Genomic DNA, 13924 nt, shown 5'->3' on the forward strand with positions numbered 1-13924 from the left:
CCTTTATCGCTGCCGTTTCTCTATCAATATCCTCTACGCGTTAATGCACAGTAATCGATGCTGGATCATCACCATGCGTATCTGCGCGATAACTGATCACTAATCCAATGCTTGCAAGCGTCCCCAATATCAACATGATTACGCCTAAGGACAATTGACTCGCCACGCCTAAATAACTAGCCACCAGAGTGACAACGCCGGCGAGTAAGTTTTGTGTTCCGCCCAAAATCGCGCCTGCCGTCCCTGCGTGATGCGGAAATGGACTAATCGCGCCGGTGCTCGCGGCAGGGAAAAGGATCCCCGCCCCAGAAAAATACACGCACCCACCACCAATCAGCGCATAAAGCGATACCTCGCCTATTAAGCCCGGCAACATGATGGCACCAGCTCCCACCAATGCTAGCAAACTGCCTAGCGCCAACGTCGCGTAATAGCCCATTCCCTCCGCGAGTCGACTCGAGAGGCCAGAGCCAACCAAGTAGGCCGGAAGAGGGACCACGAACAACAGACTAATGGTACTCGGAGGTAACGCCAGTGCATCAGACATAATGACCCCAGCGGCAGCCTCGAACAACGAGACCCCTGAAAAGACGGTGATCAAACAAAGTAAGTAACCTCTAAACTTACGCGACCCCATAACATGGCGATAACGCGCAACAAAATGACCAGGTTGACGCGATTCGGCTGGCAGCGTTTCAGTAAACCGCAATGCCATGACGGCATACACCGCAACGGCCAGTAGCAGCAAAAAGAAGTAGCTGGCTCGCCAGTTCAATGCCTCGGTGAGGAAGCCACCTAATAACGGCGCAACCAAGGGTGAAAAAATCAGCCCCATACTGACAAGACTATTGGCACGATGCAGTTTGGCACCCGAGAAACAATCGCGTGTCAGCGTGCGTGCCATCGCGCCACCACAACCAATACCGGCACCTTGCACCACACTACCCATCAAAAAACCATTGAAGGTATTGGCCAATAAGGTAATGCCCGTCCCTACGAGGAATAGTGCCAATCCCACCAAAATAACCGGCTTGCGGCCAATCCGATCAGACATAGGTCCATAAATGAATTGTGACAACCCATAAGGGATTAAGTAGCAAGCCATGACCGCTTGAAGCTGTGATGGCGACACCGCGAAATCCTCCGCCATGACGCCAATAGAAGGCACATACATGGTTTGCGTCATTTGCCCAACCGCAGCCAACATGACGATCAATAGCAATAGCTTGCCCATAGGCATTGCCGAGGACATACCGACACTCCTAAAAATTATTATGCGAAAATGAACGTTGGAAAGATAACCGAAGTTCAGAATAAGGGTTTAACTGACTAGGTCACTTCATTTGAGATAGGGGGATAATAGGCGTTGATGAGAGAGCAAGCAATCGGAGTTTGCCTGTGCAACCCCGATTCTTTATTATATTAAAGATTAGTTTATCTAATCCTAAATCCAGCAACGGACACGAGCTTTGTAGGCCTCAAATGCCTCAGGCCATTGACGTAATAATCGAGCTTCTTCAGCAGGAATAAAAGTAGCGGAAAGATAAGCCATGAATGCCGGAATCATCCCCCAGCACCACAACGCATTAAAATAGAGCCCGGCTGCAGCGATGATAAGCACCATAGCAAGATACATGGGGTTGCGGGTATAACGATAGATCCCCGTCGTGACCAGCGCTGAGGGAGCTTGTAGCGGATCAACGGTCGTATGATGACGATGGAACGCCCATTTAGCTGCAATCAATAAGCTCAAGGCCAACGCCAGTGTCAAGACAGCCCAAATCGGCGTCCCTAGCACCACCGAAAACGGAAAAAAGTGACTAAGTGATAAACCTATTGCGATGACAATAATCATCGCAACGGGGGGTAATGGAGGAAAGAGGTAACGCCATGTTTGTACGCGCATGACTCGTCCTTGAGTGATGACTTATATAATGGCAGTAATGTATCGAAAATTGGCAGTGGCTGTCACTGCCTAGCGGGTTAATTGATCGATTTTTCGCGACGAATGCTTAATCCTGCTCAATATTGAGACGGTGTTTACCGTGCTCTATTTTTGCCTTCAAATAATTACGGTTTCCGTCTTTAAGATGTGCCTTGGTGCCAATCACTTCTTTGAGGGTGATACCCGCGGATTGTAGCTCTTCTATTTTTTTCGGGTTATTGGTCACTAAGCGAATACATTTTATTTTCAAAGCTTTAAGCATTTGTGCCGCTTCGGTAAAGTCACGAAGGTCATCAGCAAAGCCAAGATGGTTATTCGCCTCATAGGTAGTCATTCCCTCACTTTGCAACTTATAAGCATCGAGTTTATTGTAAAGACCAATTCCTCGCCCTTCTTGGCGCAAGTACAAGATAATGCCACCATCCTCACCCATTTTTTGGATGGTTTCTTCAAGTTGTTCGCCACAATCACAGCGCGAAGAGTGAAAGACATCGCCAGTTAAACACTCAGAATGCATTCGCACTAACGGTGGATTAGCCGTTTGATCTGCCTGCTTAAAGATCAGTGCAACGTGCTCTTGCTCGGATTGTAAACCATGGAAGGAAAGGATCTCAGCGGGGATCTCACTTCCCACACCTACTTTCAACGGCACGCGGGCCCTAACTTTAACCATTATGCGTTTATCTCTTACTACTGATACCCGATTCAGGGCACTAACATTACTACACCCATACTCGGATGCCAATTAGAAATTGTTATAATATAACAATTCAGATTGTTACGTTATAACACAAATAAATATGGCGCTGTATGGGTGAGTTACTGTAACCGACGAACCACCGCAGCGGGGTTACCCGCGACAATAGAGAACGGCTCAATATCGGTATCAACTACAGAGCCCGCTTCAATGACGACCCCCTCTCCAATCGCAACCCCGGCTTTTATCACGGTATTGCCTTCGATAATCACGTTATTACCAATAATTACATCTTGGGAGGACTCACATTCTCCACGCGCGATATCAAGCGGTAGTACGCGATGACGCGTCGTATAGATCCCTATATTCGGGCCGATACTGACATTGTCGCCAATGCTGACATGAGCGCCATCAAGAATGGTGCAATTTGGACCCACGCTAACATTACTACCCATCTGAATATTCATTCCGTAGTGGCAAAAAAACGGGGCGTCTATTTCCACATTATCTCCAATATGAGCAAACAATTTGGTCGTGACCACATTGAGGCTGGTAGCATCTTCGGGATCCAAACGATTAAATTGCTGACACAGCCGGCGCGCGGCGTACCGAAACAAGGTAAGTTCGTCATCCGCAGGGCAATACGGCAGTCCACGCTGCATCTTCTCAAATTCAGTCATCACCTTATCCTTGATCCGGCACATGTACCGAGGTCGATGAAAATTCTGGGTTACCGACGGAAGAGATGGCAACCAATGACTCCCCATATTGGCGCAAAAACTGGTTACCTAATGCCAGACCAAGTTGGTAATCCGCTTCTAATGCTTCAGGTTTGCTCAACAGCGCGCTACTTTGCAATGGCGCACTGGGCGCAATTTGCAGTATTTGCGTACGAGCTGGCGGGGTTGCCAAAAACTGCAGTTCACTTTGATAACTTTGGTAGTGTGTGGTGAACATTCTCAACATATCGGTATTGAGTGGCTTCCCTGATAGCGATTGCAGTCGATAAATAGTGTCACCACCAAATAACCATCGGCCACCATTTTGTATCGCTTTTTCTCTCATGTTGTCGCGTACTCTGTTCACCCACTGTTCTCGACTCGATTTGTATCGATCAGATAACTCCCCGAGTTGCTTACTAAGCTCTTTTTGGAAGGTTTCAAATCGCGCCAGTCGGTACTTTGACTCAAAATTCGATAAGTAATCAGAAAGCTTAAATTGTGGTTTTTTATTTTCAAACCGAGTGCGTAAGGTCTCGAGAAATCGACCACTATCATCGCCCCGTTTACTTTGCTCAACGGTAGGTTCGGTGCGGATAACGACAATAATGTCAGCGCCTCGCGCAAATGCTTCTTTAGCAGGGATCGCAGCAGTCACTCCACCATCCACATATCGATGGTCATTGATATTGACTGGATCAGGATACAAAAGTGGGATGGCACAGGTTGCCTTAAGCGCATCGGGCCAGTTATCTTCCACAAGAGAGAAAAAGGCAGGTTGTAAGGTATCAACATCGGTTGCACAGGCATATGCGTACCGATGTTGAAGATGGCGACGCGCTACCTCCATATCTAATGCGGTGTCTTTACCAGGAAGCGCCTTATCCAACGCCCAATCTAGGTCCATATGATGCTGGCGACGCACGTATTTCATTAAATGAAAAAAGCGTTCTTGGGTCGTGAGCTGAGTAATAAAGCGGTAGCCATATTGATATTGTTGGCAAACATACGCACTCATATTGAGCGCCCCCGCAGAGGTGCCAAAGTAAAGCTCAAAGGGATCAAAGTGGTGGGTTAAGAAAGCATCTAGCACGCCCGCTGTAAAGATGCCTCGCTGCCCGCCTCCTTGTAGTACTAGTGAAAGGCGCTGCGGTCGCGAGTACGCGCCACTCTGTACGCCAGCGGCGAGCGCGTTGTCCGTCAAAGCGCTAGGTTGCACGGTTTGATTACTGTCTACCACTTCCATCCCTTACTATCACATATCGCTTTACGAACATATGTTGCTTTTATCAAGCACACAACAAAGAGTACATAACGTTATGCGTATGTTTTTATTGACTGTTTCTTAGGCCTAAGCGTCACAGTCTAACGCGTCGTGTGAGACTGTGCTAGCGCTCACCGTGCTGTGGCTATGTCATTGCTGTGGCTATTTCATTGCTGTGGCGATGACGGGTCTTTATGCCATCACCGCGACGGCGGCAAAAGTAAAGATAATACCTAAGGCACAGGCTGCGGTGACCAATGCGTAAGTAAGGGCAGTGTTCATTATTCTCTCCTAGGGGATAACGCTATTTTAACAAGTATAAGCCACATTTAGTGTGCGTCTTTATTACCTCAAAATCTGCTGCCGAGATCATGTTTTCCGGCGCTGTGGCACGGCCTCATTACGTCTTTCCGTTGTTTTTTTCATCAGTTAACGACCGAAAAAAAATAACCATTAATCACCAATTCTTGATAAAAAAGACAGTTTTTATCACTACACTTAGTTAACAAAGCAAGATTTATATCTAGATCGTAACCTAGGCACTAGGTAAACCCCCACTTTTTGACTAACTTGTTGGTTTTAAGGCTATTGATTTAGTCTTATGCTGTGCTTAATGTGCAATGATTGTCCGCTTTAGATAAAAAATTCAACATTCGGACAACAGGAAGTTAAAAATCATTATTGCGGGAATGTGCTATTTCTTTCATATCGGCCAAAAAACGCAGCTTCACAACACTGCCAATTTGGATGGGCGTAAAGAAAGGCGATTCGCTAAGGAGTAAGTAGATATGAAAAGAGAACAATGGGGCTCACGCGCTGGGTTTATCCTAGCTGCCGTGGGGTCAGCAGTCGGCCTAGGGAATATTTGGCGATTCCCTTATATGGCCTATGAGAACGGTGGCGGTGCCTTTTTTATCCCATACCTTTTCGCCATGCTCACAGCCGGTATTCCATTTATGATTATGGAGTTTGGTTTAGGGAAGAAGCTACGGGGATCATCGCCCGTGGTATTTTCAAAGCTAAACACCAAATTTGAATGGCTTGGATGGTTCCAGGTCTTAATCGCTGCCACTATCGGGATTTACTATGTGGCGGTTATTGGGTGGGCCATTTCGTACTTTGGTTTTTCGTTTGGGCAAGATTGGGGCACAGATACGAATGCCTTCTTCTTCTCCGATTACCTAAAACTGGGTGAAAACTCGCCCACCAGCTTAGGTGACTGGCAGTGGCATATTGCCATTCCAATGATCATTGCTTGGGCCATCACCTATGCAGCGGTTTTCCGTGGCGTTAAAGGCGGTATCGAGAAAGCCAGCAAAATAATGATGCCCTTATTGTTTGTCATGGTGCTATTGCTCATTGGCCGTGTGGTGATGTTGCCGGGTGCACTGGATGGCTTGAACTATCTATTCTCACCTGACTTTAGCAAGCTAACCGATGCCAGTGTCTGGTCAGCCGCTTACGGGCAGATCTTCTTCACGCTCTCAGTCGGCTTTGCCATCATGCTCGCTTACTCAAGCTACTTGCCAGAAAAATCAGACGTGAACAACAACGCCTTAATGACGGTGTTGATTAACTGTGGCTTCTCGATTGTGGCCGGTGTGCTGATCTTCTCCATTCTTGGCTATATGGCGGCAGAACAAAGTAAAGGGATCACCGATGTCGTCAGTGGAGGGGTCGGCTTAGCGTTTGTCACTCTACCAGCGGCAATTAACTTGCTGCCCATCCCTTATATCCTTGGTCCACTGTTTTTCCTCGCATTGGTAGTGGCTGGCTTGAGCTCGCATATTTCTATCATTGAGGCCGTCACTTCATCGATTATGGATAAGCTCAACGTCACCCGTCAAAAAGCCGCAACGGCGGTGTGTGGTGTTGGCTTTGTTGTGTCAATGGCCTTTGCGACCAACGGTGGCTTGCTGCTGCTTGATTTGGTTGACTACTTTGTCAACAACGTGGCACTACTGGCGAGTTGCTTACTTGAGCTGATCATTGTGGGCTGGCTGGTGAAATTGTCTGATATCCGTCAATACGTTAATCGCGTCTCTGAGTTCAGTGTCGGCCAGTGGATGGAAGTTTGTATCCGCTTTATCAGCCCAATAATGCTAGCTGTCATTGTGACCAAAAACCTGATTGATACCATTAATGAAGGTTATGGTGGTTACGCTCAATTCGAGTTATTAACACTTGGCTGGGGCTTGGTTGCCGCGATGCTCGTCGTTGGCATCATTGTAAATAGCACCACTCCTCCCGCTCGTGATATGGAGACAGACTCATGACAACAGGCGCAATTATTATGATGCTTATCGGTTTTGCCGTCACTTGGGGCGGAGCAGCCCTGTGCATCCGTAAAGCGATGCAGAGCAATAACGAATAAGACACATGACATACTGATATCAATTCATCATAAAGCCCTCACGACGAGGGCTTTACTTTTTACTTTATCTACCTTTCCAGACTCATCTCAAACAGAATGTCTGCTCTACCATCACACCTCCACCCTCGACTAACAAGTTGCTGATTAATTACACAAAGTGCGGCTTTGTTTGTGGCATCTCAGTGACAAAGCACCGATAATGAGGGCATTGAAAGTAGCAACGAGGATAATGGCGATATGGCTTCAGCCAAACGCATTTTAGTAGTCGATGACGATGTTGAAATTCGTGAGCTTCTCCAAGCTTATCTCGCGAAAGCCGGTTATGATGTGGTAACCGCGCAAAATGGCCATGAAATGCAATCCAAGCTGGCCGTCCAATATCCCGATTTAATCCTTTTAGACGTCATGTTGCCTGGTGACGATGGGTTTACCTTATGCAAACGGATTCGTAAAGACTCAAGCGTGCCCATCATTATGCTTACTGCGGTGTCAGATGAGACCGACCAAATTGTTGGCCTTGAACTTGGCGCTGATGATTATATAGCCAAACCCTTTAGCCCACGCCAACTGATCGCTCGGATTCGCGCACTGTTACGTCGCACCCAACAATTACAGGAAACCACTCTGTCACGCCCCAAAGCCATTCGCTTTGGTCAGTGGCGTCTTGAGCCAGCCACACAGCAGCTACACCATGTGGTAACAGGGATGGAAATCGAACTGTCTGCATCAGATTACGCGCTCCTCATTCTCTTTATCGACCACCCACATCAGCTGCTCGATCGCAATGCGATTAGCCAAGCGACACGCGGTCGTGACGCGCAGGCACAAGAGCGTGGCATTGATGTCCAAGTTAGCCGCCTACGCCAGCGTTTGCGTGATACGGGTAAAGCCAATTTAATCAAGACGGTTCGTGGGGCTGGCTACATGTTTGTTTCCGAGATCCAATATGAATCATGAATGGCTGGAAAAACTGATCCCTCGCTCGTTGCTATCACGCACCTTACTGCTCACTTTGTTGTCAGTGGTCTTAGCGCAAGGTATCGCCACCTCGATTTGGTATACCCAATCTAAGCGTACCCAGCTTGCCGGGCTAGAATCGGCATCCGCAAGCTTGGCCAACATGTTTGCGTCAACCACCACCTTCTTTCAATCCTTGCCCGTTGCTTATCGCCATGTTGCGCTTAACCAATTACGTAACATGGGCGGGACACGGTTTTTTGTCTCTTTCAACAAAGAAAAAATCCAAATCACGTCCATTGAAGACACGCAGGCAAAAAAGGTAGCGACGAGCACGGTATCACGCATCCTTCACGAGCAGCTTCCTTCGCTCAATACCATTGATGTCGACTTTTCTCGCCCTGAAACCTTGCGAGTGCTCAATAATGATATTCTGCTGCAAGACTTACCCAAATCCTGGGCGCACCACACCTTGAGCTTAGAGCCATTAAACCCACCGATTTTGGTGGTTCAGATGGAGCTACAAACAGATGAGTGGGTGTATATCGCTGCACTACTCCCCGCCCCCTATGTGACCCTAGACGACACTCTGATTACCGCGGATCAGGTCGTATTTATCGTGGTGATCACCGCACTATTGCTATTTTTTACTTATACCTTGATTCGCCAACAAGCCAGACCCTTGAAGCGATTAGCCAAGGCCGCTAATTTATTCAGTACCGATATTGAGCAGCCCCCGCTAAAAGAAGAAGGAGCGGCTGAAATTGCGATTGTCACCCGTGCGTTTAATCGGATGCAGCGCCGGTTGCAACGCCACTTGCGTGAGCGCGAAACCTTGTTCCGCTCCATGTCGCATGATTTAAAAACACCCATCACCCGTTTGCGTCTACGTGCCGAACTGATTGATGACGAGATACAAACATCAAAACTCAATAAAGATTTGGACGATCTTGAGATGATGGTAAAAGGGGCCGTCCAGACCGTCCGTGATACCGATATTCACGAAAACATGGCAGCCATTGACGTGATTGATTTCTTGGCGATGATTGTCGAGCCCCATAACCAAAACCGTATCCGTGTCGGCATTGAGAGTGATGCCGTGCCACCCTTTACCTGTAAGCCACTCGCGTTCAAACGCTGTTTATCCAATTTAATTGATAATGGCGTCAAGTACGGCGACAAGGTGACCATTTATGTGATGGATGCGAAACACACATTGGATATCACTTTGATTGACGAAGGCCCTGGCATCCCTGAAGAAGAGCTAGACTCGGTGTTTGACCCTTATGTGCGCTTACATGATGACAACGAAGGCTCAGGTCTAGGCCTTGGGATTGCGCGTGATATCATCCACGCGCATGGCGGGGACATGGTGCTCAGCAATCGTAGTGAAGGCGGCTTACAAGTCGATATCAGTTTTCCGCGGGTAGAAGAATAATGGCATCCTTAAATAAACGTGTCTCTCAATGGATCATCGGCGGCGTGCTTGCAACTTACAGCCTTGCAGTGTCCGCGAGTGATGTTGAAGTCTTGCACTGGTGGACATCGGCGGGCGAAGCCAAAGCCGCTTCTGTCTTGCGTGAAGGCATCGAGCAACAAGGCCACCAATGGCAAGACTTCGCGGTCGGTGGCCGCGCCGGGATCAGCGCGATGAACACTCTGAGGATCCGTGCCATTAGTGGCAACCCGCCCCTTGCCGCTCAAATCAAAGGGCCAGAGATCACCGAATGGGCGCGTTTAGGCTTTTTACGCAACCTCAATGAGATTGCTGAAGCAGAACACTGGGAAGAAAAAATCCCCGCCCCACTGCGTGATGTTATGCAATACCAAGGCAACTATGTAGCCGCGCCCATTAATATTCACCGGGTGAACTGGTTATGGGTCAACTTACGCGCGTTTGAAGCGGCTAATGCCGACATCCCTACAGACTTTGATAGCTTTTTTTCTGCCGCCGACAAGCTGCAACAAGCAGGGTTTATCCCGATCGCGCTGGGTGGTGAGCCATGGCAAGTGGCAACGCTTTTCGACAGTCTGGCGCTATCAGTGTTAGGGCCGCAAGATTATCAACGTGCCTTTTTAGACTTTGATCGAAAAGCCCTGCTCAGTGACGATGTGGTTAAAGCTTTTACCCTATTAGCAAAGATGCGCCAATACGTCGATGATACAGGCCAAGGGCGTAACTGGAGTGATACCACTCGCCTACTCATTGATAACCAAGCGGGTATGCAAGTGATGGGTGATTGGGCCAAAGGGGAGTTTTTCGCTGCTGATCAGCAAGAAGGCAAAGCCTTTACCTGTGTCGCTTTCCCGGGAACGAAAAAAGCCTTTAGTTACAATGTCGACAGCTTTGTATTTTTCAAGCCCAATAGCCAAAGCGAGCGACAAAGCCAAACAGATATGGCGTCGTATCTACTTACTCCACAGTTCCAGCGTGACTTTAACCGTTACAAAGGCTCGTTGCCTATCCGGTTTGATGTGCCGCTCCCCAAGGGGGATCGTTGTGCACAGCAATCACGTGACGCGTTTATTTATGCGCAAGAGAACGACACCTTAAGTCCCAGCATGTCGCACGGTCTTTCCACTACACGTTATGTACAAAGCGCGGTGTTCGATGTGATTAATGAGTTTTTCTACAAGCCAGAGCAAACACCGCGTGAAGCCACCGAGGCACTGTATCGCGCTATTTTATCCGCGCAAGCCTGATTATCACTACGCACAAATTATCACCACGAAGAAGAGGCAATCTATCCTGTCAGTGATCTGCCTCTTCTTCGTGGCGGGGATCACGCTAGTCACAAGGGATAAAAGCGATATCTGGCGGCAGCGTCAAATAGTTGCTCAATACATCGTTAGTGAACACATAGTCAAACTGACTTAACCTCGTCACTTTCACTGGCGCACTGCGCTGCCACTTTGACCCATCTGCCACCAGCCAACGTGCGCTGGCCGCATTAAGCATGGTGTCACTAACATCCGCTTCATCGGGTGAAAACTCACACACCCACCCCTCTTCATTGACTGCCGCACAACCGATAATGGCGATATCAGGTTGGAAACGGGAAAGGAACTGGAGTACCGAGTGTCCAACCATATCTTGATCATTAGCGCGCAACTTCCCACCAGCCAGCCAAATATCAAGATCGGGATTGGCGCCCAAAATATGCGCGATTTGCACGTTATTGGTGATCACGCGAAGGTGACGTCTTTTTAGCAGCTGTTCCGCAATCGCAGAGACCGTAGTACCAATACCAAGCATCACGGTCGCACCATCAGGGATGCGTTCTGCCACAGCGCGTGCAATCGCCGTTTTAACGCCACTGTGTCTTTGCAAGCGACGTTGGTAATCGCTATTCACCTGCGCAGAGGGCATATTAATACCACCATGGTGACGCCGCGCTAAGCCCAGCGCACAGAGCTGATTAATATCGCGACGAATGGTCTGGGTCGTCACCGAAAACTGCGTGGCTAAATCATCGGTTTCTAGGTGCTCTATTTTCGCTAATTGCGCCAATATTTCCCGTTGACGCCAATTTAACTCCGCCTCTTGTGGCACGCACGCTCCTTTTTGTATCCGGTTATCAGTCGTTGGCTCGCTAACCCTCCGATGGCATCAGCTTCGTTATTGGTTTGCCAAATATTTGCCAGGATCGTCAGTGATCATCATATCGACGCCCCACGCCCACAAGGCCTCCACCTCCGTAGGTTCGTTAGGGGTATAACATTTCAACGCTAACCCTGACGCTTTTACCGCTTTTGCTTTCTCTCGGGTTAGATAGCGATAGTTACAGTGAATGCTAAACGTGGCTAAGTCCCGAAACTCATGCCAATTACCGGGGATCACATCCCATAAAATGGCCCTGGCTAATTCAGGCATTTCATCACGAACAACGGCAAGCGCCTCAAGCGAAAAAGACGAGATCAATACGTTGTCCACGCTGATGGGACTTGCCGATAAACAGGTAAATATCGCGCGACACAAGGCGGGAATATCGCTATCCGGGTAGGTTTTGATCTCGAGGTTGATATGAAGCGCATCACGGTGCGCTTGGTCTAACACCGCCGCAAGCGTTGGCACGGTTTCGTGACCAAACGTCGGAGAAAAGTGTCCACCGGCATCAAGTTGTTGCAAGTCTACCAAGGGAATGTCTTTCAGCGCCCCCACCCCATTGGTACAGCGCAATAAGTTGTGGTCATGAAACACCACGGGAATACCGTCTTGGGTGAGTTGCACATCGACCTCGACCCAGCTTAACCCCATCTCTCGCACCAGTGAAATAGATGTCAGTGTATTCTCTGGGGCATGGGCGGCAACCCCTCGATGGCCGCATAATTGCTGTGGCGAGATTTTCATTTGAACCGTCTCATTTCTCAAGTAATAAAGGTATTTTAGGACAGAGTTTACGCCATTGTCTCGCTTAAAGATGACAAACGCTTTACGAATAAATCATTACGATTACAGTGATTTCATCATAAAAACACGCTCGCATTAACAATTTTTTCACACGTCATGAGACCGCGGTCAAAAGTCATACAATTGTCATCTCCCTTTTCGTTCAGGTTCATATTATGTTCATTTTTGTTCATTAAGTTGCCGGATGAACATTACCCAATCCTCAAAAGGAGTGACGCATGAAAACCCAACGCTTAACCGCGCTTTCTTCGGCCTTGCTGTTGGCCTCATTTTCTGCCAACGCGACAACCGAAATTGAATGGTGGCACGCAATGGGCGGAAACCTCGGTGAAAAAGTGAATGAAATTGCTGAGAAGTTCAATGCCAGTCAGGACGACTATTCCGTTAAACCCGTCTACAAAGGTAATTACACCGAAACCATGACAGGGGCTGTCTCAGCATTCCGCGCCAACAAGCAGCCTCATATCGTTCAAGTATTTGAAGTAGGCACTGCCACCATGATGTCAGCAAAAGGTGCGGTATACCCCGTTTATGAGCTGATGGAAAACGCCAACGTCCCGTTCGACCAATCTGACTACCTCTCTTCTGTCACCGGTTATTATTCCGACGAAGACGGAAATATGTTGTCGATGCCCTTTAATAGCTCAACGCCTGTGCTGTATTACAACAAAGACTTGTTTGCGAAAGCCGGTGTTACCCCCCCCAACACCTGGGAAGAGGTTGAGCAAGTATCTGAGAAGCTCCTAGCTAATGGCACACAGTGCGGCTTCACTACAGGTTGGCAATCTTGGGTACAAATCGAAAACCTCGGCGCCCGTCACAATGCACCTATCGCCACCAACGACAATGGCTTTGGTAGTGTCGATAACAAAATGCTAATTAACCAATCTCCCTTTGTGGATCACATTGCCAAAATGGCGGATTGGCAACAGGCTGGCATTTTTGAATACGGTGGCCGGCGCTCTGACAGTGCCCCACTTTTTTATAGTGGCGAGTGTGCCATGTATATGAACTCTTCGGCTTCTTACGCGGGTGTGCGCGAGAGCGTGAAAGATTTCGAGTTTGGCGTTGCCAAGCTGCCTTACTGGGACAAAGCCGTTGAGCAGCCAAGAAACACCATCATTGGCGGCGCAACACTGTGGGTACTGCAAGGCCACGAGTCAGAAGAGTACAAAGGGGTCGCGAAGTTCTTTTCATTCTTGTCTAAACCCGACATCCAAGCTGACTGGCACCAATTTACCGGTTACCTACCTATCACCCACGACGCTTATGCGCTGAGCAAGGAGCAAGGCTTTTATGCTAAGAATCCTGGTACAGACGTCGCGATTAAGCAGATGACGGAAGTCGAGCCAACCCCTGCCTCTAAAGGGATCCGCTTAGGCAATTTCGTCCAGATCCGTGATGTGATTAACGAAGAGCTTGAGACCGTATGGTCAGGGGATAAGTCAGCACAAGAAGCGCTGGATGAAGCCGTAGATCGCGCCAACGGATTGTTGTCTAAGTTCGCCAAAGCGAACCAATAAGATATCGAGTTGTATCACGGAGCGGTGCATAGAC

At 48.4% G+C, this 13924-nt stretch carries 13 protein-coding genes; 6 read left to right on the top strand and 7 right to left on the bottom strand.

Annotated features, from left to right (window positions below):
- Positions 1-40: 40 nt before the first annotated feature.
- The 5 genes from emrD to BUQ98_RS04905 form a co-directional block, all read right to left on the bottom strand.
- The gene (gene emrD, locus BUQ98_RS04885) at positions 41-1252 is read right to left on the bottom strand and encodes a multidrug efflux MFS transporter EmrD (protein ID WP_074212755.1); all 1212 of its coding nucleotides are present in this window, start codon (positions 1250-1252) and stop codon (positions 41-43) included.
- A gap of 192 nt (positions 1253-1444) precedes the next feature.
- Positions 1445-1906 (bottom strand): methyltransferase family protein, encoded by a 462-nt coding sequence (locus tag BUQ98_RS04890; RefSeq protein WP_074212756.1) that lies wholly within the window; start codon positions 1904-1906, stop codon positions 1445-1447.
- Positions 1907-2012: 106 nt separating this feature from the next.
- The gene (gene ribA / locus BUQ98_RS04895; RefSeq protein WP_074212757.1) at positions 2013-2618 is read right to left on the bottom strand and encodes a GTP cyclohydrolase II; all 606 of its coding nucleotides are present in this window, start codon (positions 2616-2618) and stop codon (positions 2013-2015) included.
- Between the two features lie 146 nt (positions 2619-2764).
- The gene (locus tag BUQ98_RS04900) at positions 2765-3322 is read right to left on the bottom strand and encodes a sugar O-acetyltransferase (RefSeq protein ID WP_074212758.1); all 558 of its coding nucleotides are present in this window, start codon (positions 3320-3322) and stop codon (positions 2765-2767) included.
- A 4-nt stretch (positions 3323-3326) separates the two neighbouring features.
- On the bottom strand, positions 3327-4601 hold the full coding sequence (locus BUQ98_RS04905) for a patatin-like phospholipase family protein (RefSeq protein ID WP_254813877.1): 1275 nt from the start codon (positions 4599-4601) through the stop codon (positions 3327-3329).
- Positions 4602-5413: 812 nt separating this feature from the next.
- On the opposite strand from BUQ98_RS04905, the gene BUQ98_RS04910 reads away from it, so the two are divergent.
- The 5 genes from BUQ98_RS04910 to BUQ98_RS04925 all read left to right on the top strand — a co-directional run bounded on the left by BUQ98_RS04910 (position 5414) and on the right by BUQ98_RS04925 (position 10659).
- Positions 5414-6901, top strand: coding sequence for a sodium-dependent transporter (locus BUQ98_RS04910; protein WP_074212760.1), 1488 nt, complete (start codon positions 5414-5416; stop codon positions 6899-6901).
- A complete protein-coding gene (locus BUQ98_RS16900) occupies positions 6898-6999 on the top strand; it encodes a MetS family NSS transporter small subunit (RefSeq protein ID WP_139294638.1) in 102 nt (33 codons plus the stop codon). The genes BUQ98_RS04910 and BUQ98_RS16900 overlap by 4 nt, the downstream gene beginning before the upstream one ends.
- A 237-nt stretch (positions 7000-7236) precedes the next feature.
- The gene (locus BUQ98_RS04915; protein ID WP_074212761.1) at positions 7237-7956 is read left to right on the top strand and encodes a response regulator; all 720 of its coding nucleotides are present in this window, start codon (positions 7237-7239) and stop codon (positions 7954-7956) included.
- Complete coding sequence (locus BUQ98_RS04920; protein ID WP_074212762.1) at positions 7946-9394, top strand: ATP-binding protein; 1449 nt, start codon at positions 7946-7948, stop codon at positions 9392-9394. Before BUQ98_RS04915 ends, BUQ98_RS04920 begins: the two co-directional genes overlap by 11 nt.
- Entirely contained in the window at positions 9394-10659 is a 1266-nt protein-coding gene (locus tag BUQ98_RS04925) for an ABC transporter substrate-binding protein (RefSeq protein ID WP_083605201.1), read from the top strand. Before BUQ98_RS04920 ends, BUQ98_RS04925 begins: the two co-directional genes overlap by 1 nt.
- 85 nt (positions 10660-10744) lie before the next feature.
- Here BUQ98_RS04925 and BUQ98_RS04930 read toward each other — a convergent pair whose 3' ends face one another.
- Both BUQ98_RS04930 and BUQ98_RS04935 read right to left on the bottom strand, forming a co-directional pair.
- The gene (locus BUQ98_RS04930) at positions 10745-11509 is read right to left on the bottom strand and encodes a DeoR/GlpR family DNA-binding transcription regulator (protein ID WP_074212763.1); all 765 of its coding nucleotides are present in this window, start codon (positions 11507-11509) and stop codon (positions 10745-10747) included.
- A gap of 66 nt (positions 11510-11575) precedes the next feature.
- Positions 11576-12307, bottom strand: a complete 732-nt coding sequence (locus tag BUQ98_RS04935; protein ID WP_074212764.1) for a glycerophosphodiester phosphodiesterase family protein — start codon at positions 12305-12307, stop codon at positions 11576-11578.
- A gap of 278 nt (positions 12308-12585) precedes the next feature.
- Between BUQ98_RS04935 and ugpB the strand changes: the two genes are divergently transcribed.
- Positions 12586-13890, top strand: a complete 1305-nt coding sequence (ugpB, locus tag BUQ98_RS04940; RefSeq protein WP_074212765.1) for a sn-glycerol-3-phosphate ABC transporter substrate-binding protein UgpB — start codon at positions 12586-12588, stop codon at positions 13888-13890.
- Positions 13891-13924: the final 34 nt, after the last annotated feature.

The sequence above is a fragment of the Salinivibrio sp. ES.052 genome (genome assembly GCF_900141775.1).
Classification (GTDB): Bacteria; Pseudomonadota; Gammaproteobacteria; order Enterobacterales; family Vibrionaceae; genus Salinivibrio.